The organism is Streptomyces sp. NPDC002386 (genome assembly GCF_053593175.1).
Genome location: NZ_JBSFBX010000019.1, coordinates 116,543 through 137,453 on the forward strand (window position 1 = coordinate 116,543; position 20,911 = coordinate 137,453).

Annotated in this window: 22 protein-coding genes and 2 pseudogenes; 12 read left to right on the plus strand and 12 right to left on the minus strand. The window is 67.3% G+C overall.

Annotation, left to right across the window (positions count from 1 at the left end; all coding sequences use genetic code 11):
* Positions 1 to 37: 37 nt before the first annotated feature.
* Together ACWCPN_RS31090 and ACWCPN_RS31095 are read right to left on the minus strand one after the other, a co-directional pair.
* Positions 38 to 601, minus strand: a complete 564-nt coding sequence (locus ACWCPN_RS31090) for a hypothetical protein (protein WP_451212906.1) — start codon at positions 599 to 601, stop codon at positions 38 to 40.
* A gap of 342 nt (positions 602 to 943) precedes the next feature.
* Positions 944 to 1,612, minus strand: a complete 669-nt coding sequence (locus ACWCPN_RS31095; RefSeq protein WP_365130210.1) for a Type 1 glutamine amidotransferase-like domain-containing protein — start codon at positions 1,610 to 1,612, stop codon at positions 944 to 946.
* Positions 1,613 to 2,341: 729 nt separating this feature from the next.
* Between ACWCPN_RS31095 and ACWCPN_RS31100 the strand changes: the two genes are divergently transcribed.
* Together ACWCPN_RS31100 and ACWCPN_RS31105 are read left to right on the plus strand one after the other, a co-directional pair.
* Positions 2,342 to 3,370 carry an AraC-like ligand-binding domain-containing protein gene (locus ACWCPN_RS31100; RefSeq protein ID WP_451212908.1) on the plus strand — a complete coding sequence of 343 codons (1,029 nt, stop codon included), beginning with the start codon at positions 2,342 to 2,344 and terminating at the stop codon, positions 3,368 to 3,370.
* Positions 3,371 to 3,511: 141 nt separating this feature from the next.
* On the plus strand, positions 3,512 to 3,880 hold the full coding sequence (locus ACWCPN_RS31105; RefSeq protein ID WP_451212911.1) for a hypothetical protein: 369 nt from the start codon (positions 3,512 to 3,514) through the stop codon (positions 3,878 to 3,880).
* Between the two features lie 204 nt (positions 3,881 to 4,084).
* Here ACWCPN_RS31105 and snpA read toward each other — a convergent pair.
* Positions 4,085 to 4,735 (minus strand): annotated as a pseudogene (gene snpA / locus ACWCPN_RS31110) (snapalysin); the annotation flags it as partial.
* Positions 4,736 to 5,178: 443 nt separating this feature from the next.
* On the opposite strand from snpA, the pseudogene ACWCPN_RS31115 reads away from it, so the two are divergent.
* Positions 5,179 to 5,358 (plus strand): annotated as a pseudogene (locus ACWCPN_RS31115) (hypothetical protein); the annotation flags it as partial.
* Here the strand turns inward: ACWCPN_RS31115 and ACWCPN_RS31120 are convergent.
* The 3 genes from ACWCPN_RS31120 to ACWCPN_RS31130 form a co-directional block, all read right to left on the minus strand.
* Positions 5,334 to 5,654 (minus strand): hypothetical protein, encoded by a 321-nt coding sequence (locus tag ACWCPN_RS31120; RefSeq protein ID WP_451212914.1) that lies wholly within the window; start codon positions 5,652 to 5,654, stop codon positions 5,334 to 5,336. The pseudogene ACWCPN_RS31115 and the gene ACWCPN_RS31120 sit on opposite strands and share 25 nt — an antisense overlap.
* A gap of 213 nt (positions 5,655 to 5,867) precedes the next feature.
* The gene (locus tag ACWCPN_RS31125) at positions 5,868 to 7,049 is read right to left on the minus strand and encodes an ISAs1 family transposase (RefSeq protein ID WP_451212917.1); all 1,182 of its coding nucleotides are present in this window, start codon (positions 7,047 to 7,049) and stop codon (positions 5,868 to 5,870) included.
* Positions 7,050 to 7,119: 70 nt separating this feature from the next.
* A complete protein-coding gene (locus tag ACWCPN_RS31130; RefSeq protein WP_451212920.1) occupies positions 7,120 to 7,833 on the minus strand; it encodes a hypothetical protein in 714 nt (237 codons plus the stop codon).
* An 82-nt stretch (positions 7,834 to 7,915) separates the two neighbouring features.
* On the opposite strand from ACWCPN_RS31130, the gene ACWCPN_RS31135 reads away from it, so the two are divergent.
* Entirely contained in the window at positions 7,916 to 8,635 is a 720-nt protein-coding gene (locus ACWCPN_RS31135) for a hypothetical protein (protein WP_451212973.1), read from the plus strand.
* 345 nt (positions 8,636 to 8,980) lie between these two features.
* Here ACWCPN_RS31135 and ACWCPN_RS31140 read toward each other — a convergent pair whose 3' ends face one another.
* A complete protein-coding gene (locus tag ACWCPN_RS31140) occupies positions 8,981 to 9,196 on the minus strand; it encodes a hypothetical protein (protein ID WP_451212923.1) in 216 nt (71 codons plus the stop codon).
* A gap of 169 nt (positions 9,197 to 9,365) precedes the next feature.
* Here ACWCPN_RS31140 and ACWCPN_RS31145 point away from each other — a divergent pair, with 169 nt between their 5' ends.
* The 3 genes from ACWCPN_RS31145 (at position 9,366) to ACWCPN_RS31155 (ending at position 11,383) form a co-directional block, all read left to right on the plus strand.
* A complete protein-coding gene (locus tag ACWCPN_RS31145) occupies positions 9,366 to 9,938 on the plus strand; it encodes a hypothetical protein (RefSeq protein ID WP_451212926.1) in 573 nt (190 codons plus the stop codon).
* A gap of 498 nt (positions 9,939 to 10,436) precedes the next feature.
* On the plus strand, positions 10,437 to 10,868 hold the full coding sequence (locus ACWCPN_RS31150; protein WP_451212929.1) for a DUF5958 family protein: 432 nt from the start codon (positions 10,437 to 10,439) through the stop codon (positions 10,866 to 10,868).
* Positions 10,869 to 11,011: 143 nt separating this feature from the next.
* Entirely contained in the window at positions 11,012 to 11,383 is a 372-nt protein-coding gene (locus ACWCPN_RS31155; protein WP_451212932.1) for a hypothetical protein, read from the plus strand.
* 126 nt (positions 11,384 to 11,509) lie between these two features.
* Here ACWCPN_RS31155 and ACWCPN_RS31160 read toward each other — a convergent pair whose 3' ends face one another.
* The 4 genes from ACWCPN_RS31160 to ACWCPN_RS31175 form a co-directional block, all read right to left on the minus strand.
* A complete protein-coding gene (locus ACWCPN_RS31160) occupies positions 11,510 to 11,755 on the minus strand; it encodes a hypothetical protein (protein ID WP_451212935.1) in 246 nt (81 codons plus the stop codon).
* A 313-nt stretch (positions 11,756 to 12,068) separates the two neighbouring features.
* A complete protein-coding gene (locus ACWCPN_RS31165) occupies positions 12,069 to 12,386 on the minus strand; it encodes a hypothetical protein (protein WP_451212938.1) in 318 nt (105 codons plus the stop codon).
* A 431-nt stretch (positions 12,387 to 12,817) separates the two neighbouring features.
* Positions 12,818 to 13,219 carry a hypothetical protein gene (locus ACWCPN_RS31170; protein ID WP_451212941.1) on the minus strand — a complete coding sequence of 134 codons (402 nt, stop codon included), beginning with the start codon at positions 13,217 to 13,219 and terminating at the stop codon, positions 12,818 to 12,820.
* Between the two features lie 617 nt (positions 13,220 to 13,836).
* The gene (locus tag ACWCPN_RS31175; RefSeq protein WP_451212967.1) at positions 13,837 to 14,442 is read right to left on the minus strand and encodes a helix-turn-helix domain-containing protein; all 606 of its coding nucleotides are present in this window, start codon (positions 14,440 to 14,442) and stop codon (positions 13,837 to 13,839) included.
* 143 nt (positions 14,443 to 14,585) lie between these two features.
* Here ACWCPN_RS31175 and ACWCPN_RS31180 point away from each other — a divergent pair, with 143 nt between their 5' ends.
* A complete protein-coding gene (locus ACWCPN_RS31180; protein ID WP_451212944.1) occupies positions 14,586 to 15,572 on the plus strand; it encodes an alpha/beta fold hydrolase in 987 nt (328 codons plus the stop codon).
* 442 nt (positions 15,573 to 16,014) lie between these two features.
* Here the strand turns inward: ACWCPN_RS31180 and ACWCPN_RS31185 are convergent, their stop codons facing one another.
* On the minus strand, positions 16,015 to 16,137 hold the full coding sequence (locus ACWCPN_RS31185) for a hypothetical protein (protein WP_451212947.1): 123 nt from the start codon (positions 16,135 to 16,137) through the stop codon (positions 16,015 to 16,017).
* Between the two features lie 74 nt (positions 16,138 to 16,211).
* Here ACWCPN_RS31185 and ACWCPN_RS31190 point away from each other — a divergent pair, with 74 nt between their 5' ends.
* The 4 genes from ACWCPN_RS31190 (at position 16,212) to ACWCPN_RS31205 (ending at position 20,819) form a co-directional block, all read left to right on the plus strand.
* Positions 16,212 to 17,327 carry an RHS repeat-associated core domain-containing protein gene (locus tag ACWCPN_RS31190; RefSeq protein WP_451212950.1) on the plus strand — a complete coding sequence of 372 codons (1,116 nt, stop codon included), beginning with the start codon at positions 16,212 to 16,214 and terminating at the stop codon, positions 17,325 to 17,327.
* A 26-nt stretch (positions 17,328 to 17,353) separates the two neighbouring features.
* Positions 17,354 to 17,650: a hypothetical protein gene (locus ACWCPN_RS31195; RefSeq protein WP_451212952.1), complete on the plus strand. Its 297-nt coding sequence runs from the start codon at positions 17,354 to 17,356 to the stop codon at positions 17,648 to 17,650.
* A gap of 983 nt (positions 17,651 to 18,633) precedes the next feature.
* On the plus strand, positions 18,634 to 19,812 hold the full coding sequence (locus ACWCPN_RS31200) for a Cmx/CmrA family chloramphenicol efflux MFS transporter (protein WP_451212955.1): 1,179 nt from the start codon (positions 18,634 to 18,636) through the stop codon (positions 19,810 to 19,812).
* Positions 19,809 to 20,819: an IS481 family transposase gene (locus tag ACWCPN_RS31205; protein ID WP_451212958.1), complete on the plus strand. Its 1,011-nt coding sequence runs from the start codon at positions 19,809 to 19,811 to the stop codon at positions 20,817 to 20,819. Before ACWCPN_RS31200 ends, ACWCPN_RS31205 begins: the two co-directional genes overlap by 4 nt.
* Positions 20,820 to 20,911: the final 92 nt, after the last annotated feature.

A 20,911-nucleotide genomic window follows, 5' to 3' on the forward strand; every position in this document is an offset into this window, starting at 1 on the left:
CGCTTGCTATCTGGCTCCGAATCAGTCGGAGGATTGCCTAGTGGTTGTCGAGCCAGCGGCGTGCCGTGACGCTCAGCGGCGGCTCGTCCGGCTCGCCCATGTCGTCCATCGTGCCGTCCGTCAGTGCCTCGGCCCACCGGCGAAGAACCTGCGAACGATGCGGCGCCTTCAGCACGGAGGTGCTGATCGCGTGCTCCCACGTCGTTGCGAAGCACAGCACGTTCCCGTCGAGCGAGGCCATGCGGAACTCGGGGCGACAGGGTGCGCTGCCGAGCAGTCCGGCAGCCCCCTTGCCCATGACGTCCCACTCGCTCTGCAGCTCGACGCACTGCCACCGTGCGAGGCGGTTCTCGTCGGGCTGGAGGGCGAGCAGGAACCTGCGGTCGGTCTCGGAGAAGAGCCCTCCTTCGACCGACAGCCGGTACCAGTCGGCGTTCGCTTTCTCATGCAGCTTCGGCTCGAGGACGTCCAGCGTGGCCTCTACGCGCCCTTCCTCGGGAGGGCAGCTTGGTGCCTGGCCGGTGACGATGGGAGGAATGAGCCCTTCGGGCTCGCTCCACCCGTCCACGATCCGCAGGCCCGCCGCGGCAAGAGACTTCATGAACCCCATCATGCAGTCTCCGCTGGTCAGCATGCGGGGCGGGGCGGCGCTTGGGTTCGAGCCCGGGCCGTTGCCGCCCGTTGCGGCAGACGCGGCTATGCGGGCCTCGGCATCGCCACCGCAGCGATCGCACAGGCGCCGACGGGCCCGGCACACACCTTGAGTGGCTGCGCACGACCCTCCCGGCGGCCCCGGGGGGCGTTGCGGCGGGCCTGCTGCGGATGATGGTCAGGAGCATCCGCTCGGGCACGGCGGGCGAGTGCGTTTCGGGCGCTTGTGTGAGGTTCCAGTGCGGCGCCGGTGCCGATGGACGAACTGGCCGGACGCCGGGGCGGCGCTCGCTCAGGCCGGGAAGTGACGCCACTTGCCCTCGGAGATGACCTCGACTGCACCGTCGACGACCGTGATGGCGGTGTCGTCGTCGATCGCGTATGCGGGATTCGGAAGGCTGGCTGCCCACTTCTCCGCCTCTGCCATGGTGTTCTCTGGCAGGTCTACGTGATCCACATGGGGGAAGATGGAGAAGTCGACGACGCCCAGCGCGCTGTCGTCCCCGGTGGGTGCCGTCCACTCGACGAAGTAGTCGCCGATACGAGGGGCCATCGCCATGCTCCCTGCGCTCAACCCCACCCAAACCTTCTCGCTCAACGACGGCAGTAGATCCGCCAGGCCGGACTGCCGCATCCAGTGGGCCAGATACAGCGCATCGCCGCCGTTCACCAGCAGGACGTCCGCCTCTTGAACCCAGGGGACCCAACGCTCTGCACCGATGCTGGGCAGCGCGGTGAGCTCCAGCACTCCCAAGGACTTCCACCCGAGGTCGCACATGGGCAGGCGAGAATGTCCACTGATGAATCGCCAGGCCCCGGCAGGACTGCCCATAGGGTGCCCGTACCCCGCAGTGGGGATGCACAGGGCGTCGGACTCGGCGATCGGCTTGCCCAGCAGCCGTACCAGCGCGTCCTGGATGCTCGCGTTGGTGATACCCGCTGCCGTAAGAAGAAGCTTCAAGATGGCTCCTGACACGAGTGCGATGAAGCGGTCTGACCGGTAGACCGGGGACCACCTCGAAACTCATCGCTGTGCAGCAGGGCTTCAACACCTGTTGAGCGACGGGTAGAGCTTCGCCCAGGTCAGCCGAGCCACCGCCCGTAGATCGCCCCAGCGTCCCAAGATTCCTTCGAGCGAGCCAGCCCACGGATCGATCTCCCGATGGCCAGCCCCTGGACAAGGCATTCGGCACTCACCTCTGGCGGCGGCAGAACCCCGCGGCGGTGAGCGTCTGACTGCGTGGCATCGCCGACGGACAGCGGTGGATGCGTGCGAACGCTCTACGGACTCCAGTGGAGGCGAGACCTAAAGCAGTCCCATCCCGTCGAACCTGTTCGAATCATGGCACGGAACGTCGAGGCAGCATGCCTGTTTGGCGCAGCCTGGTGGGCCGCGGCCTGATCGCCGACGGGCCGAGGGCCAGGTCAGCCGGGGTAGTTCGTGCAGCAGGCCCTGCTCCACTTCGTTCGGGGGTGAATGGATGTGCGTCACGACACTGCTGCTCTGTCTGAGGGCTTCGCTGCTGATTGCGTCGGCCAGGCCGCTCCCGCGGGCGCTCGGGCCTTCTCGACTCCTACCGCGTCTTGCGGGATCCCGTCATCCTGCCTGGCTGTGGAGGAGCCCGCCGCAGCCGGAGTGGTCTCACCGCCGGCATGACCGTCTTGGAAGCAGCAACGTACTGGGGGATGAATGGTGCTGGTGACGGAGTTTCGGACGGAAGAACTGCCAGTGGCCGAGAGGTTCGGCTCCTGGCACGACATGACGGCCAGTGCGTTGATACCCAACATGATTCGAAGCGATCACGAGGCGAACTTCCGGGCTAGCATGCGGAGGCTGGATTTGGGCTCGGTGGTGGTATCCGCTCTGGCCTACCCGTCGCTGGAGACCCGCCGGACGACGAAGATGATCCGATGCTCCGATCCTAAGTCCTACCAGTTGATGCTGAACCTGCACGGCAGCCACCGAATCCTCCAGAACCGTCACGACACCACAAGCGGCCCAGGGGAGGTGATGCTCTACGACACCTCACGCCCCTGGCACGGCTGGGCATCCGCTGACCAGGACACCGCAACCGTGAGAGGAGTGATGGTTCAATTCCCCCGGGCCCTCCTGCCGCTGCCCGCGACCAGGGTGGATCAGCTCACCGCAGTGCGGCTACCCGGCCGCGAGGGGATAGGCGCCCTGTTGTCCGGCTACCTCACCCAGCTGGTCGCCAACGCCGCCACCTACGCAGCGGCGGACGGCTCCCGCCTGGCCATCTGCACCCTTGACCTGCTCACCGCATTCCTCGCCCACCACCTCGACTCCGCCGCGTCACTGCCGTCCCAGACCCACCAGCGGGCCCTTCTAGGGGAGATCCATGCCTTCATCCAACAGCACCTGAGTGATCGAGCCCTTTCTCCAGGCGCGGTCGCCGCAGCCCACCACATATCCTTGCGTACCCTGCACCGGCTCTTTCAGGACCAGGACACCACCGTCGCCGGATGGATCCGCGCCCGCCGACTGGAGCGCTGCCGCCGCGACTTGACCGATCCTCTACTGAGCAGCCAACCAATCCACGCCCTGGCAGCACGCTGCGGCTTCGCGGACCCTGCGCACTTCTCCCGGGCGTTCCGCGCCGTCTACGGACTCGGCCCGCAGGACTACCGCCGGCAGCACCAAGCCGACTGGGTCCCACATGGCACGCATCGTCAAGCACCTGGCACTCCTCATCAATGATCGATTGGCCACCTCCCACAACTATTAGGCATGCCCTCGACAAGCGCGCGGGCTCGGGCTGACAGGAGACGGGAGCCTGGCCCGTAATTCGAGGAAGAGAAATGTGAAGACCAGTTACGAAGACCTTCGGAAAGGAAGTACATGGCCAGGTCAATGCGCATAGCGGGGATCACTGCCGCGACAATACTGGGAATGGTTTTCGCTGCATCTCCGGCGAGCGCGGCAGACGTAACGGCAGTCGTGTACGTCAACGGAGCCAAGGCCGGCTCCGGCAAGTCATACAACTACAGCACCACGGTCCAGGCCTGTGACGTCAGAGCCGACGGTCTCGGCGTACGTACGTGGTACATCACCGCCAAGGGACTGAAGGACTACGTCGGTGACGCCAACGGATCCAGTGCCGGCTGCGGATCAGAGCGGCCTGCCGATGGCGGCAGCATCGATCAGTTCAAGGTGTGTGCCGGTCCGATTGGCAACGAGACCTGCTCGCCCTGGACGCGCGGATACTGATCTCGGATCTTCGTGGCGGTCCGTCGATCAATTCCAGATCGTCCGATGGTGCGGACCCTGGCCCGGCCCCACGGGCCATGCCGGCCATGCAGCGCTCGGGCCGCCTCCGGACTGGTTCCCCGTGCCCGGGGCCGCGGACGGTGCCGACGGTGCAGCGCTCGGGCCGCCTCCGGACTGGTTCCCCGTGCCCGAAGCCTGCGCGCCACCGCCGGCCCACAGCTCGTCGACACGCGCACGCTCGGTGGCGTTCGGGCTGCGGTTGGTGCAGGACGGGCCAGGTCCGCCGCCCGACATCAGCTCACTGCACGGCCCGCTGTAGTTGTCCGGCAGGCCCAAGACGTGCCCGGTCTCGTGGGTGACAACGCGAATCGAGTCGTACTGCTGGATCTGGGTGTAGTCGAGGAAGATCTGGCCGCTTCCGTGGCCGTCGGTGGAGGCGTGGGACCCGCGGGGGTCGTTGCCCTCGGAATAGGAGAAGTCGGCGCTGCTCGAACCGCTCGAAGCCTCCTCGAGCTTGACGTTGGACTCGGAGCTGTTCCAGATCTCGGCCGCGCTCGATATCTGCGAACGGAAGCTCGGCGCCTTGGAGACGTCGTAGTGGAGCGTCACCGCCTGCCCGCTCGGCTGGGCGGCACTCTTCTCGGCGACCGACTTGAGCACAGCCTCGAAGAACGCCTTGTTGTTCGCAGCCTCCTCAGCCGACCCGGCGTACCCCGCCACGGAGGTATCGGCGGAATCGGAGGGATTGGCGGCCGGCTGGGCGCTCGCCGGCACCGCCACGGCCAACGCGCTGGAGGCCAGACCCAGGCCGACAGCGAGAGCGAGGAATCTCGGGAACATTCGGAAGGACTGCATGTGGGGGAGGGCTCCTACTCACTCGGTGACGCCGAGCGCCACAGCGCGCGGTCGACTCGGCGTGAACACCGGTTCCGAACTGCAGCGACGTCCTGTGGGTCGACATTCTTAGAACGGCTCGACAGGACACGCAATGGGACCCACCACTACGTCGCTTCGTAGTTCTCGGCACCTCGCCAAGGCCATGCGCGGGCCTCCGGTCCCCACACAGCGAAAGGAGGAAGAACTGCCGCAGCGTCAGAAGCCTTACGCCGCAGGGCAATGGGCACGCCAGTCGGTCGGACGGAATTCAGACACACACCGCAGGATCCACATTCAGGCCAAGACGGACAAAAACTCAGATGTACGCCATGACGCATCTACTAAGTGTGCAAGTTAATTCGCGGAGCGATGTGACTAAAGTCACGAAATAATTGACTTCCGTTTCTTATGCGCCCCACTAAGCCCTCTACCGCCGCCGCAACGAAGTCGAGCGGACCATCAACCGGCTCAAGGACTTCCGAGTGATCGCCACGCGATTCGACATGCGGGCGTACGTCTTCGACGGGACGGTCACCGTAGCTGCGATCCGCCATCCGTCCGCGGTGAAGCGCCCCGTTCAGAGGTCTTTGGCACCCGGGTAGTGGTGACGAAGTTCGCTGAGTACACGCTCGTCGACAGCCCTGACGTCCCACAAGGTGCTGTCGACTTCCGCCAGGACGAGCACCAGCTCGTCCTCGGCGAACCCACGTGCTTCGGCATCGATCAACTGGAGGAAAGGCGTCGTCAACGACAACAGCGTCAGCGTATCCATCCCTGTATCAGCGGACCTTCTCTCCATCTCGACACATCGAGGATCAACGATCTCGATAAATTCGACGTGCCATGTCAGGTTCAGGCTGCAGCTATCGAGGTGAACCTGTAGCTCAGCCAGGGTCACGTAGTGCTTTCCGTGCTAAAAGCTGTCCCGCAATGCGCATGAGGTGGCAGGGGTAGGCGTGGGAGAAACCGCCATACTCGACGTGTGACGATCACGGATGTGGACGATGTGCTGCCAGACCCATGGGATCTGTTGGCGGCGACCGACTGGGCTTCACTCGAACATGCCCGTGGGTCAGGGCTTCGGCGTAGTCGGCGGGCGCCCGTTTTGTGATCATGCGAGGCCGAGGAGTGCGAGGGGGCGGCGGGCGTCGCGTGCGTTGCGACGGAGGCCGGCGGCGATATTCTTGACGCCGCTCAGCCGGAGGGCGCCGACGGCGAGGTTGCGCCAGGTCGCCATCGCGCGGGGTGCGTTGCCGGTCCGCAGCTGGGAGGCGTCCTCGGCGAAGGTGGTGTCGCGGACGTGGTGCAGGGCCTCGATCTTCCAGTGGTCGCGGATCAGTCTCGCGAGTTGGACGGGGTTGGCCTGCTCGGCGGTCAGGCTGGTGACCGCGTAGACGGTCGTGATGGTGGTCTTGCCGGTCTTGCGGTCGGTGCGGCGGCGCTTGATCTGGACTGCCTGGCTGGCGCCGGGGAAGAACAAGTTGTTCACAGTGGCGACCTTGATCCGGCGGATCTCCGCGCGGCCGTGGCCGGTGCCCCGGGTGCGGCCCTGGAACGGGATGTCCATCCAGGGAAGGGACTTCAGCTGCTTGCGCAGCTTCTTCTGGTTGCCCTTGACGATCGCGATGTAATGGGCCCCGCGGCCCAGGAGGTAGGCGGCGTGCTCGCGTTGCGTATGGAGCGCGTCGCTGGTGACCACGGTTGCGGCCAGGTCGGCGAGGGTGTCGAGCAGCGGCTGGAAGCGGGTGACCTCACCGGTCTTCTCGCCGACGTCGAGCTGGGCCAGGACCAGCCCCGTGGTGTGCTCCACCGCGGCGAGTAGGTGGATCCTCCGCCCCTGGGCCTTCGCCGCACCGCGCAGGGACTTGCCGTCCACGGACAGTCCGCGCAGCCCGGTGCTCTCGGGCCGGCGGTCGGCAAGCCATTCGCCCACCGCCCGGTCCAGGGCATCACCGTCGATGCGGGCGAGCAGCCGGCCGACCGTCGCCTCCGAGGGCACCAGCTTCCGGGGCAGTACTGGATCGCGGCGCACGCCAAGTCGCTCCAGCACGTGCGGCGGCGCGTCCGCGATCCACTCGCCGACCGCCAGCAGCGAGGTCGCGCCGGTCAGCACCGCGCACGCGGTCAGCGTGAGCACGACGGCCAGGGCATGGCGCGCGCCGCGCGGATCGCGCGGATCCGGCACCTGAGCCAGCCGCTCCAGCAGGCCGGGCACCTCCCCGGGCCCAACGTCGGACTGCTCGCGGAGCCGGTCAAGGGCAGGCGGAATCAGGGATGATGCGTCGGCAGGCACGGTCTTCCAGGCAGGTCACGGGCGTAGAGCACTCCATGATCACGGGAACCTACCCTGCATCGTCCGCCGGTCACAGCAACGCCGCAGCCTCGCCTGCCACCCAGGTCTGCCAGACACGACGGGTGTTCGGCAGGTCAGGGCGGTCAAGGAGCCAGAGCACATACCCGGCGTGGCACCGGGCCCACGGACTGTCCGAATCGGCTGCCCGATCGAGCCTGCCCCGCAGGTCAGCGCTGTCGACAGCCCTGGCAACCCGCACGTATTCGCGATCCTTGCAGCGATACGCCCGGTGGACGACGATCTCGACCAGGTCGGTGAGCTTCGCCTTGATCGCCTCCTCCTGGCGAGCACGGGCCACCTTCCGGATCAGGCTCTGCTTCGTACCCCACGCCTTCGCATGCTGCGTCCACTCCAGCGGGTACCTCGCCTCCCACTCCAGGAAGAGCAACACATAGGGCAGCCCCGGCCACGTCGCCAGGTCCCCGTCCACCGGACCACCCCACACCCCATCAGGCAGCGAACGTCTCTGGGCTTGCTGATGCCTCCGGCGCGCCTGTAGAAAGGCCGGCTCCCGGTACTGCTCGTCCGCTCCCAGGGGCCGCGTCCGCAGCCACATCTCGTTGGACCGGGCGAGCGCGTCCGTGACCTTCCTCTGGGCCTCCGTCAGATGGACGAGCGCTGCACCTCTCGCAGCCGGATCCTCCGCTATAAGCCCGAACGCCCAACCCAGCCGCTCATCCCATGCGCAAGCGTCGTCCGCATCTGTACCTGCCTCTTCAGCCACGCGCGGGATCATCTCCTAGCGCAGTCGGCTCGCTCCACCCGACGGTGCGGGGGAGACGCAAGGGCTCCGGGGGGCAACGGACGTGATCAGGAACCGCCCGCTCTCCCTCTCTTCACCTCAAGTGATCACGAAACGGACGCCCGCCGACTACGCCGAAGCCCTGGCCCGTGGGTCGGCCGCAGGAACCCCTGCTCTGCTGGCCGGACTGCTGGCGGACGACGCTGGCACACAGGCCAGGGCTCTGCGGCACCTCAACGATCCGGTGCATCACCAGAACACGATCTACTCCGCCACCGTGCCTGCGGCAGCGTATGTGGCGGCGATCCTCAGGGACCCGCGCACGGGCACCGTTGTGGTCGACCGTGACGGCCGAGCCCTGCCGCTGCGCCCTGCCTTGCTGGACTGGGTGACGTCGGTGGCCATCGAGGTCGACAGCGAGGCAGAGGCGCACATGGCAGGCGCGGGGTTTTCCCTGGAGGAGTATCCAGAGTCCGTCCAGGTCCGGGCACTGCGTCCCGGGCTCTTCCAAGCTGTCTCTGCTTTCCTCCACGCACCGGACCTTGCTGTTCAGGAAGCGGCCATTGCTGCGGCTGTTTCGCTCCTGGACGCCCCGGGGCTCGTTCAGCAGCGCGCCCTTCTTACGCCGCTGGTCCGTGATGTATTGGTCTGCAGCGACAACCGCTCGTACCGCTTCATCGCCGGCCGTGGTCTCAAGTCCTGGGGAGAGGAAACAGGTTCGCTGCCTGACGAGCAAGACTCGAATCTGTGGGCGGGCGGCTGCAGCAGCGAACCGCCCTTTTGACCTCGGACTCGACCACTTCGAGGGCCGCACCTGGCGCGGCTGGCACCACCACGTCACCCTCGTCACCGCCGCCCAGGCCTTCCTCACCCTCAGGCGGCTCGACCCAAAAGCACACACGCCGGTCTGACCCTCTACCAGGTCCTCGACGCACTCCAAGACCTGCTGAGCTGCTGGACCGGCACTTGCACCACCTGCGGCCGACCATGGGCGACTCGGACCCCACCCCCTTCTTCTCGAGCCTCATTCGTCGGCTCTGCGCATTCGTCGACGAATGCGCAGAGGTGCTATGACCGCCCCCATCTCGTGATGGTCTCTGTGAACCATGGCCGTTGACCGGGGGAGCAGTCAGATCTGCGTGCAGGACGCGATGAAGTCGAGCCAGTCGCGTCTGGCGTATCCGGCCCACCGTGTGGCGTTGCTGATGCTCGTGCCGATGAGGTCGGCGAGGACGGATGCCGACAGATCGGAGGCCAGGGCAAGACGGGCGCTGTTGCGGCTGGCGAGGCCCCAGCCCCGCCCGCACCCCTTCGCCGGTTTCCCGCCTCCGATGCGGTGAAGCATCCCTCGGCACCGCCCGTGAGCATGGCCGACCTGGCGGGCCGGACCCGACAGCCCCTCACCGCACTTCGATAGCGCCATCGGAACAAGCCGGACGCCCCTGCGGCAGGCGGGTAGCCCATAGTGGACCGACACCACCCCTGCCAGCCCTCAATGAATGGACGATGCCCGCGTGACGACCGCGCACACCGAAACCCCCACCGACCGCGTCCTGGGGCGGGCCTGGACGATCCGGCTCACCGGGCACAGCGATCGCTCCTCCACCGTCTCCTGCACCACCGCGGCCTGCCGGATGCCGCCGCGCTCCAAGGACCTGGCCGCGCTGCGCGCGTTCGCCGCGCAGCACGCCGCCGCGCACGCGAAGGCGGCCACCGTCCGCCCCAACGCCTGGTGCCACTGCGGCTCCACCCGGTGCGAGGCACACCCGGACACCCGGACGCACTGCGCCGGCGCCGTGACCCTGGTCCTGCGTCACGAACCCACCGTGGGCCGCGTGTGGACCATCGAGGAAGTCTGCGCGGCCTGCGCTCCGCTGATCCCGCACACCACGGTGGTCGCCCGCGCCGCGCGCCCCCGCCCAACGGTCGAACAGCCTGCCGCCGCGGTGCCGGCTCCCGCCCGGGCGGGTGTCCCCGGCGGTTTCTCCTCACCCGACACGGCCCCCGCCGACGGAGCTCCGGCTCCCGGCCGCCGCTCGGGCCGGCGCCCGGCGCGCCCCCAGCGCCGACGCACCGGCCAATGCTGATCAGCAGCAGGAAGAGGGAGGCAAGAGCGGGGGATTGACGCGACGGACGCCACTTGAGAAAGCGTCGCCAGCGGATGTCCGGCCATCGCCCGAAGGGGGGAGTACCCGTGCATCCCGATCACTGATGCGTGCGTGCTGGCCTACAAGGGGGGGAGCGTGCCTCCCGTCTGGCTCCTGGTCATCATCGTGGTGATCGCTTTCGTGGCGTTGGTTCGCAGTCGTAGGGGACGGTAGCCCCCTGTTCGAAGACCGCGAACGGCGAGAGCGTATTTGGCGTTCTGCCGACCAGCGCAACTGACGGGCTCAGTTGACGTGATCCCGGTTGTCCTTCGCCAAAAACTCGCGTCACTGGAGGGTCCGGTAGGAGCAGCCAGCCAGGGTGAGACCCTCGGTATGGTGGAACAGGCGGTCACCGATCCCTGTTCCTAGCGATGCTATGAGCTGGAAGAACAGGTTCGCCGCGTCCTGGTCGAACCCGCATCGTGAAATCATCAAGCGATGACCGGACCGAGCACCGACGACGGCCGCACCTTCCGACGCGAGGTGGAGCGGGTCGTCAACGAGATCGCGCAGGGACTCCGTACGTTGGACGATGGTGCGGGCTGGTTCTCCGACCTCGTCGCGACACGCCAGCAGGAAGTTCTGCGGGAAGTCGCCGGCTATGCGATGCAGGCGCACATTACTGCTGCGGACGGCCGTGCGGGGGTGGCGCGGTCCGGTGTGAAGCTCACGGCTAACCCTTCGGTGATGATCTGCATGGACCCGCCCCGCTACGGATTCGCGGGCCTCCCCTTCGCTGAACACGTCAAGGCTTTCCGCGTCCTCGTTTCCGTGTTCGCCGTTGCTGACGCTCGCCGCCGCGAGACGTACTGCCAAGGCGGTTGTGGACATGCATGGCACAACCTGCCAGCGACGATCGAGCATCCGTAGCACCCGTCTCGTCGACTTGGTGAACATCATGGACCCCAAACTCGTCGCAGCCTTCGGCATGGATTCGCAGGCCACCCTCATCTACTTTGCCGATCACATCGGCCCAGGACGCCTGACCGACCAGTACCAGTGAAGGAACCTGCATGCGACACCTCATCCCCGCACTCGCTATCGCCGCTCTCCGGCGCGGACGGCAGATCGAGCAGTTCCTCGGCAGGGTGGAACGCGATGGTCACCGAGGGCTGCGGTGGATCGCCCTCAGCCCAGATTCTTCCGGCGTGACGATCTATGTGAGTGATGTCGAAGACATCGGCACCGACAACTTCTTCGACATCACCGAGTTCCCACCCTTGGATCCCGAGGCGGAGACGTGGGGACGGATGATCGCGGTCTTGACCGCCCCTGAGGACGCCTTGCGCCTTGCCGAGCGTGACCTCGCCGCAGACCCCCAACGCTGGGTCAACCAGGGCATCGTATGCGACGAGTACCAGGACTTCCGCAAATTGCACCCATGATGGTTCGGCACCGCACGACCTCACGGGCCATGCTCGGAACAGCCACTCCGTACGTGCCCGTAGGTAATTGCTGCTCGGTGACGTCCTCGATCACGGCAGTCAGCCGGTCGCATCCCTGTGCCCCTATCACACGGTCGGGCTTTCTTCGCCAAGGCCCGCCTGCCGGGCTCGGCACCGCGAGGCGATCGTCACCGCGTCGGTGATCTGACCGGTCACCACCATCTGCTCCGCCTCGGCGAACGCGACCCCGCGCGCATGGTGGATGCCGGTGTCGTGCCCGAGCTCGCCCACTCGGTCGAAGCGCGCGGCGTACAGCATCACCACCTCGCCACAGGTTGCCGGGTCCGGGTGAACCTTGCCCCGGCCGATCACGCCGAGGCGTTCGCCTCGAGCAGGTCCTTCAACTGCCCGGCCGCGTTCTGAGCGTCGCCCACGTCCGCGGTTCCGGCACCCCTGACGATCTCCCACGGGATCGACCTTGGGGCCGCAGGCGATCAGGCCTTCTCGAAGTCGCCGCGCTTCGTCGATGCCCGCCGGTCACGGACCTTCCGCCGACCCGTGAATCGCACAGAAGCGCGGGGCGTTGTCATCAGGGACGTCCGCGGACGCGAAGTGGAAGGGCACGTGAAGGTGGTCGGCCAGCGCCCGGCCGGCCATGGCGGCGGCAACGCTAGGAGAAGAGCCGTCACGTCGGGTGGTAGACGGTCGCCAGCTGGCCCTCCCTCTCCGGGGCGTCCAGGACCGCGACCAGACGTACGAACCAGTCGTGGACTGTATCGCCGTCCCGGAACGCTTCCACAGCTGCCACACGGCCGGGGAGAGCCGCGGCGCGGGCTGCTAGCGAGGGGAGGTCCAGGGGATCGGGCGCCGTGCGCTGCACACGGTCGCCCAGAGCCTCGTATTGAGCGCGGACCACCCGTTCGGCTTCGTGCAGTCCCACCCCCAGCGGGCGTAGCGCCTCCCAGACGGACCTGACCGCCGACAGCCGACGGTCGCGCAGCACGTCGGCATCGACCTCTCGGCAGGTTCGTTCCTCCAACTAGTCCCACCAGCCGCTCACTGAGCCACCAACCTGCATTTCAAGGTGCGCGTCATAGGTCCGAACGTACGGCATGCTGCCCGATCTCGGGCTCTGGCACGACTTCCGTGAAGCGGTCACGATTAGTGATCAGCGGGTGTTTCGAGTGCTTCAAGTATCTGTGGCACTTCCTGGCGCCACTGGTCGGCGGCGGCGCTGTCCACCCAGCCGGTTGCCAACTTCTGATCTGTCTCGGAGAACCCGGTCCATTGCGAGTCTCGCCGACACGCGGAGCGAGGCTGGTAGTTCGGGCAGCAGTTCCCTGGGGCCGTCATCGAGGTCGATCACGATGATGGGACTGTCCGGGAGGGTGCTGGCGACGAGAGCGCCGTCGGCGACGACCTCGCCGCCAGGCGTCAGTAGTACAGCGTGGGACTGCAGCTGGTGCGGTGCAGGGCGCCCGTGCTGGTGTAGACCTTCACGCAGGAGTAGGCGCTTCCGCTGGTCGCAGGGAGCGTGGCTACGTTGTAGTTGATCGGCCCGAACCGTCCGGTCCGGTTGAGGGCGTACGTCGCCGACTTCACCGCTGCTCCCTTGTTGTAGAGGGTAAGAACGGCCCTGGTGCTGCTGCTGTCCGGCGTGGCGTTCTGGTAGAAGTCTGCGTAAACGTAGTTCCCCGTCTTGCTGATGCAGGCATCGGTCGTTTCCTTGGTGCCGCATCCTCCTCCCGTCGCGGCAGTCGCGGGCGCGCTGGTGGCGATCACGAGGCCAAGGATTATCGCGGCCGGCACGAGCGTGGGTCGCAGTTTCGAGATCATTTTCGTCCTCCGTGCGAGAAGAGCGTCGGTTTCGGTGCCTCGCCACCTTGCGTTGATCCGCCCCGCCGCCGCGACGCTTTGTGGCAGCATTCGACCAGGTTCGAATGAATCGTCGCGGCGCGAGAGGGCAGGACGGGGCCTGATCGAGCTCACCGCGGATGTTGCCGGGCTCCCGCTTCGCTGTCTCGCCGTTATCTGAGGTGACGGCGACGCTGCTTCCCTGGGGTCTGCAGCCGTTGCCTGAAGCCGCCCCGTGGGTCGCTCGCGCACGGCGCGTCCTGCGGGCCCGACTACATTTGCTGGCCGCGCTGGCCTTGGACGGGCCTGGAAACGTGCCCGACTTCCTCGGTGCACGCCCCTCCGGCCCCTCACCCAACATCGAGGAAGAGTCGCAGCGGGTCCGGCGCACCCCACCCCTTCGTGTCCTGGCCGAATATAGGCGTTGCGTGGCGGCCGGCCACGCAAACTTCCTGGGCCGCTACCTGTTCACCGTCATGGCCAGCGGTCCCGGCCGGGGCTTGCGCTCCTTCCGTGACTGCGACGCTGCTGAGGACGGCGAGGAAGGGGCCTGACATCCTGGGCGTGTTCGGGACGTCAGGCCGTTCGTTCGTTGTTTGCTACCGGGCCTTGGGGGCGGGGGCGGCCGGGGTGCGAGGTCGCAGGCGCTCTCCCTGCGGTCCGAACATGATCAGGTACTCGACGGGGCCGCCGTGGCCGGCGTTCGCGACCCCGTGGGGATTGCGGGTGTCGAACTCGGCGACGTCCCCGGCACTCAGGACGAGGTCCTGGTCGCCGAGTGCGAGCCATAGCCGCCCGTACAGGACGCACAGCCATTCCCAGCCGTCGTGGGAGACCTGCCGGGGCCGCGCGGGCGGCTCCTGGGCGGCGGGTAGGACGTGTTTGTGGGCGTGCAGGCCCCCGACGTATCGGGTCAGCGGTAGCACCGCCTTGTCGTCGCCGAAGCGCTGGAGCGCGGAGGTGTGGGGCTGGGCGGCGGGAGCGGTGCCGGCCAGCTCGTCCAGGGAGACGCCGTACTCCTTCGCCAACTGCAGCAAGACTTCCAGGGTGGGCTTGCGTCGGCTGGTCTCGATCCGCGACAGCGTGCTCGGGGAGATGCCGGTCGCGCAGCTGACGCCGGTGAGCGTGGAGCCGCGGTGTTGGCGTGCGGCCCGCAGCCGGGGGCCTATCGCCGCCAGCGTGTCGGCCACGTCGTCGCCTGTCACCCGCTCTGCCTCCTTCAGGACGTGCCGCTCCACCATCCTGTCCTGCAAGTTTGCCAGGGTGGCAAGGGTAATCGCGGTGGATGGTCGCTGCGCCGCATGATCGATGCGTATCTGCGTCCACCCGCGAACTGAGAGAAGACCCCATGCAACCCGAGCCGTCCGCCGCACTCCGTCACCGCACCGTCGAGGCCCCTGCTGGGCGCCTGCACCTGGTCGAGCAGGGCACCGGCCCGCTGGTCCTGCTCGTGCACGGCTTCCCCGAGTCCTGGTACTCCTGGCGCCGCCAGCTCCCGGCCCTCGCCGCGGCCGGCTACCGGGCGGTGGCTCTCGACGTGCGCGGCTACGGCCGCTCCTCCAAGCCTGCGGAGACGGATGCCTACCGGATGCTGGACCTGGTGGAGGACAACGTCGCCCTCGTGCACGCCCTCGGCGAGGAGAACGCGGTGGTCGTCGGCCACGACTGGGGCTCCAACATCGCCGCCACCTCCGCCCTGCTCCACCCCGAGGTCTTCCGGGCCGTCGCCCTGCTGAGCGTCCCGTACGTGCCACCCGGCGGCCCCCGCCCCACCGACATCTTCGGCCAGATCGGCGGCCCCGAGCAGGAGTTCTACGTCTCCTACTTCCAGGAGCCCGGCCGCGCCGAGACGGAGATCGAGCCTGACGTGCGGGGCTGGCTCGCGGGCTTCTACGCCGCCCTGTCGGCCGACACCATGCCCGCCCAGGGCGAGCCCGCCCCGCACTTCGTCGCCCACGGCGGCCAGTTGCGTGACCGTTTTCCCGCCGGCATCCTCCCGGCCTGGCTGGCCGAGGACGACCTCGACGTCTACGCTGGAGAGTTCGAGCGCACGGGTCTGACGGGCGCCCTCAACCGTTACCGCAACGTGGACCGCGACTGGGAGGACCTCGCCCCCCGCCGCGGAGCCCCGATCAAGCAGCCGTCCCTGTTCATCGGCGGCGCCCTGGACGCCTCCACCACCTGGATGTCCGACGCTATCGACGCCTTCCCCGCCACCCTCCCGGGCCTGACCGCCTGCCACCTCGTAGAGGGCTGCGGCCACTGGATCCAGCAGGAACGCCCCGAGGAGATCAACCGACTTCTGACCGGCTGGCTCAACACCCTCACGGGTTGAACCGTCAGGCGCGGCCGGGGCTTATGTACACGGAACAGTTCGGCGCGCGCCCTCCACCACCCCGCCCCACGACCACGTTGCGCCCGCTCCCGCCTCGCGGTGCCTCGTCCCCGTAGCGCTCCTCGCTGGAGCCGTCCGCCACATCGGGGCCCTTCTGGTCGGCTGACGCCGAGATCACACCAGCCACTACAAGATCGTCTCAGACGCGGCAGGTCTTCCCCGGTGAGCCTCAGGGAATGATGTCGTCGGCCGAGAGCACCGGTTCCGCCCATGCGGCGAAGCCGAAGATCGGCCGCTGAGTGAGGCTTCCGCCGCTGTCGTCGTAGAGGGTCCGACGCACCCTCCGGCCCCGGCGCACCAGGTATCGCAGGCCCTCGACCTCAACGAACCCGCACTCACCGGCGTCCAAGTCGACGGAGGCGTCGTCGACGCGGCTGACATCTCAACCGGCCTTCGCCGCGAGATACATCCACACCTGGATCGCCCGCTCCGGGTGCTCTGCGGAGAAGCCCGTCCCCACTCTCGCGATGATCTGCACCGGGTCAGGTCGCTCGTCGATGGCCATCACAGCCCCTCTCGTCGACAAGCGATCATGGCAGAGCCCTCACCCAGCCGACTCGTCGGGTCTTCGGCAAGACGTTGCGGGACAGCCCTAAGCCGGCGTCCTGGCCCGACGACAAGGCGTTCCTCGGCAAGCCGGCCGACGGCACGACCGGCCTGACCCACGTGGGCGCTCGCGAATACGACCCCACCCTCGGGCAGTTCATCAGCGTCGACCCAGTCCTGAGCCTGGACCAGCACCAGTCGCTCAACGGCTACAGCTACGCCGGCAACACACCGGTCACCCAGTCCGACCCGACCGGCCTGTGCTTTGCCGACGTCTGTGGCGTCGGCACACCCAAGGGCGACGGTTCCGGGAACATCATCACGGACGGCCCCATCGACCCGAACAACCCCAGCGCCGGCAGCTGCCACCACGGCAGCTGCGGCAGGGTCCACTACAACCAGACCGGAACGGCCTCCACCAGCAGCTCTGGAAACGTCAGCTCAGACTCGGGCGCGAGCAATCGCTGCGCCCGCACCGGGCTTCCGCAGGACTGCGGCGCCCCGGTCAAGGGCCCCAGCGACAGCAACAGCTACGTCGGCAACTATCTGAACAGTTTGGTTCAGAGCAGCGATTTCTGGAGCGGACTGGTCCAGGCCCTCGGCGGCGGCATCATCGACACCTTCGGCGGCGAAGCGATCGCCACAGGTGCCACGGCCTGCGGAACAGGGGTCCTCTGCGTAGGCGGCGCCCCGGTCGTAGCCGTCGGCATCGGAATGCTGGCCGTCGGCAGCCCGATGATGGCCTCGGGTGCGGACAAACTGGGCAAGGCATTCCGTGAAGCGGACAGTGCTGCGACCGGCAGCGGGAGCTCTTCCGGCCGACCGGCCGTAGATGACCTGTTGGCCAGTGGGAAGTCGGCCGACAAGAACAACTACACTCGTGCCGGGCATGAACTGAAGAAACATGAAACCCGCGAAACGAATACCGGTCAATGGCCGCGACCGAGTGGAAAGCGAAACCCGTGGGCCTGGAATGATCTGGGACAGGAGACGTTGGCCAAAATACTCGAAGACCCGAAGGTGGCAGTGCAGCAGTACACCAACAGGGCTGGTGACAATATTCTCGAGTACCATGTTTCCTGGGGAGGGGTGCAATTTAGGCAACCCGGAGGTGTGGGTGACTGGCTCATGCATTCCTTCAGGGACTAGGTTCGTCTAGAGGTTAGAAGGCTAAAATGTGGCGCTCCAGTCCGGGGCGCCACATTTCTGATCTGATTCGTTGGGAAGGCCTGGGGATGGGTTTCTACAAGCGCGATGGCGCTCTTATCGATATTTCTGTACTCAGCGATGGGATCGAAGGCAGTGACGGCTGGGTGGCGGAAGTCTGGGATCTCACTCCGGGAGGGCCCGGGGAAGTGATGCACATCCGCTTCGATTCCGGCGGTCGTGCCACTGTGGATCGTCTAGTGGCATCCATCGACGACGATTTCGTGGCATGGGCCTTGTCGGTCGCGAGGTCCGAACTGGCATGAAGCGCACCTCCATGGAGCACCCGACGCGCATCCGGTGGAGGCGGGGAGTCGAGTTCTTGGCGTCACGCCACCCGAGGTTGCCGCACCTCGCATATCGGTTATTACCCAGTCCGCGGCTGGCGGGTTCAACAGGTACCCGATCGCGATCTCGATGCCCGTCACCACACCCCCAGCAGCCAGTGCTGACCCCATGTCAGACCGTACCGCCTCCTGGACGGCGAATCAGCCCGATCGGCCCGGAAATACGTCTTACAACGGATGTGTTGGGCCGTTGTCTGGGCCGTCCGGCGGCGTCGGTCACGACCCGGGACGGGCGGGTTCGATCGTGCCGAGGTACGGCATTGGGGAAGCGCGCCGGCAGAGAGGCGACGTGGCCGGTTCCGCAGCCGGTCCGGGCTTAGCTGGTCGGTGAGCGCGGTGAGGATGGTCCTGCCCCAGAATCCGGAATGTGATCTACCGCCCTACGGACGGCTGTTCCGCTACACCTATGAGGACATGCGCACCGCCTTGGCCTTTGTCTGGTCCCCTCTGGGACCCCTTCACGGCCGTGCTCGATCAGTGCGACGTTGGTGAACCCGACAACATCGCCCGCTTCGCCAGCGCCATCGCGGGGGCGATGACGCGGACGTCGAACGCGTCGGAACGGCCCGTTCAGAGCCTCGATCTGCACTCCTGCGAGCGGGTCCCATGCGCAGAGCGACGTCCTGCCTCGGCTAGATGTTGCGGGACATGACGTTGGTGACACAGGCCGATGTCAGTGAAACCAAGATGCTTCGACGGGCATCGGTCAGGTAGCGTGCGGGCCATGTCGAGTCCTGAGTCAGACAAGGTGGGGGCTTTCGGTCACGCCGTCAGCCCCCTGAACCACTGAGCTCGTAGCCCTGTCGTCGTGCCGCATTCTGCGGCCGGGCGAGTGTGCCCATGGGGCTGGCCGCGGTGACGAGATGACCTTCTCGTGCTTCTCCTCACCTCGGAGCCACTCGATGCCTCTCCCGCTGTACCTGCTTGCCATGGCGGTTTTCGCCATGGGCACCTCGGAGTTCATGCTCGCCGGCCTCTTGCCGGACATCGCCTCAGACCTCGACGTCACCGTCGGGACAGCCGGAACGCTCACCTCGGCCTTCGCGGTCGGCATGATCGTCGGCGCCCCGCTTGTGGCCGCGCTTGCCCGCAACTGGCCCAGGCGCGCCAGCCTTCTCGGGTTCGTCCTCGTTTTCGCGGCAGCTCATGCCGTGGGCGCCATGACCACGAGCTTCCCGGTCCTGTTCGCCACCCGGATCGTCGCCGCGCTTGCGAACGCAGGGTTCCTTGCCGTCGCTCTGACGGCTGCGGCCACGCTGGTTCCACCCGACAGGAAAGGACGTGCGCTGGCCGTGCTGCTGTCAGGCACGACGGTGGCCACGATCGCCGGTGTCCCTGGCGGCTCGGTGCTCGGCGCGTTGCTCGGCTGGCGGGCCACATTCTGGGCTGTCGCCGCTCTCTGCCTGCCGGCCGCTCTCGGCATCCTGAAGGGAATCCCAGCAGGACGTGATGAGGATGAGGCGACTGGCAGGTCAGCGTTGCGAGCGGAGCTGGCCCAGCTCACGCGGCCGCGGTTGATTCTGGTGATGCTGCTCGGCGCGCTGGTGAACTCGGCAACCTTCGGAAGCCTCACCTTCCTTGCCCCCGTGGTGACCGACAGCGCCGGCCTGGGCGAGTTGTGGATCTCTGTCGCTCTGGTGCTCTTCGGCGCGGGTTCCTTCGTGGGCGTCACCGTCGCCGGCCAGCTGTCCGACCGGCGTCCCGGTCCGGTCATCGCGGTCGGCGGCCCGCTGCTGCTCATCGGCTGGCCGACCCTCGCGATGCTGGCGAACGAGCCGGTCGCCCTGTTCATCCTCGTGTTCGTGCAGGGCGCACTGTCGTTCGCGCTGGGCAGCACGCTGATTACGCAGGTCCTCTACGAGGCCGCGGAAGCCCCCACCATGGCCGGCTCGTATGCGACCGCGGCGCTCAACGTGGGCGCCGCCGTCGGCCCCGTCATCGCTGCGGCCACCCTCAGCACCGAAGCCGGGGACCTCGGGCCTCTCTGGGCAATCGGACTCCTCGTTGCGGTCGCGCTGCTCATCGCGTTCCCCCTCCTCACCGCCCTCACGGCCGGCCGGAGCACCGAGGTGCTCCGGTGACACACGCGAACGCCCCCTTGAACATCGAGGGACGCCGAAGGCTCGTGGAGCGCTGCCGCACCCGTCCGATCGCGCACGTCGCCGCCGAGGCCGGTGTCTCCCGCGCCTGCCTGTCCAAGTGGAAGAACCGGTACGACACGCACGGCGAACTCGGGCTGCAGGACCGCCCAAGCATCCCGCGATCCTCACCGACCCAGACCCCACCCGATGTCGTCGAACGCATCGAGCAGCTGCGGCGGGACAACAAGTGGTCCGCCCGCCGGATCACCCTCGAACTCGCAGGCCAGGGAGTGCGGATCAGCGAACGCACCGTAGGCCGGTGGCTGGCGCGCCTGGGCATCAACCACCGCCGGTTCCTCGACCCCGACGGCTCGGCCAACAGGCGCCCGTCGAAACGGATCGTGGCCCGCTACCCGGGCCACATGGTCCACCTGGACGTCAAGAAGGTCGGACGGATCCCCGACGGCGGCGGGTGGCGGGCCCACGGTCGGGGCTCCGAGCAGGCCAGGGCCGCACAGCGCGCGAAGACCGCTGGCGCCAAGAGCGGGTACGTCTACCTGCACTCCGCCGTCGACGGATTCTCCCGCTTGGCCTACACCGAGCCCCTTCCCTACGAGAAGGCCGCCACCACCGTGGCGTTCCTCAGCCGCGCCCGCGCGTTCTTCGCCGCCCACGGCATTCACCGGGTCGTGCGCGTGGTCACCGACAACGGCGCAAACTACCGCGCCGCAGTCTTCGTGCGCTCCCTGATCTCGTGGGCCTCCCGCCACCAGCGGATCAAGCCCTACACGCCCCGGCACAACGGCAAGGTCGAGCGCTACCAGCGCATCCTTGCCGAAGAACTCCTCTACGCCAGGCAGTGGACCTCTGAAGCAGAACGAGCTCGGGCGATCGCGGTCTGGAACGTCCACTACAACTACCACCGGCCTCACACCGCCGCCGGTAACCGTCCTCCAGCCTCACGCCTCCACGCGAGCGTCACCAACGTCATGGCCAGCAACACCTAGTGGATGGTGCGGTGGAGGGTGACGGTGGGGGTGAAGTTGGTTTGGGGGTCGTTGGTGTTGCTGGTGTGGGGGGCGTGTGCGGTTTCGTGGTC

What these genes read in the sequence shown, in the direction of transcription:
- ACWCPN_RS31090 (WP_451212906.1), bottom strand. Translation starts at nt 601, where the DNA reads ATGAAGTCTCTTGCCGCGGCGGGCCTGCGGATCGTGGACGGGTGGAGC.
- ACWCPN_RS31100 (WP_451212908.1), top strand. Translation starts at nt 2,342, where the DNA reads ATGGTGCTGGTGACGGAGTTTCGGACGGAAGAACTGCCAGTGGCCGAG.
- ACWCPN_RS31105 (WP_451212911.1), top strand. Translation starts at nt 3,512, where the DNA reads ATGGCCAGGTCAATGCGCATAGCGGGGATCACTGCCGCGACAATACTG.
- ACWCPN_RS31140 (WP_451212923.1), bottom strand. Translation starts at nt 9,196, where the DNA reads ATGCTTCACCGCATCGGAGGCGGGAAACCGGCGAAGGGGTGCGGGCGG.
- ACWCPN_RS31150 (WP_451212929.1), top strand. Translation starts at nt 10,437, where the DNA reads ATGACCGGACCGAGCACCGACGACGGCCGCACCTTCCGACGCGAGGTG.
- ACWCPN_RS31155 (WP_451212932.1), top strand. Translation starts at nt 11,012, where the DNA reads ATGCGACACCTCATCCCCGCACTCGCTATCGCCGCTCTCCGGCGCGGA.
- ACWCPN_RS31170 (WP_451212941.1), bottom strand. Translation starts at nt 13,219, where the DNA reads ATGATCTCGAAACTGCGACCCACGCTCGTGCCGGCCGCGATAATCCTT.
- ACWCPN_RS31180 (WP_451212944.1), top strand. Translation starts at nt 14,586, where the DNA reads ATGCAACCCGAGCCGTCCGCCGCACTCCGTCACCGCACCGTCGAGGCC.
- ACWCPN_RS31185 (WP_451212947.1), bottom strand. Translation starts at nt 16,137, where the DNA reads ATGGCCATCGACGAGCGACCTGACCCGGTGCAGATCATCGCGAGAGTG.
- ACWCPN_RS31195 (WP_451212952.1), top strand. Translation starts at nt 17,354, where the DNA reads ATGTGGCGCTCCAGTCCGGGGCGCCACATTTCTGATCTGATTCGTTGG.
- ACWCPN_RS31200 (WP_451212955.1), top strand. Translation starts at nt 18,634, where the DNA reads ATGCCTCTCCCGCTGTACCTGCTTGCCATGGCGGTTTTCGCCATGGGC.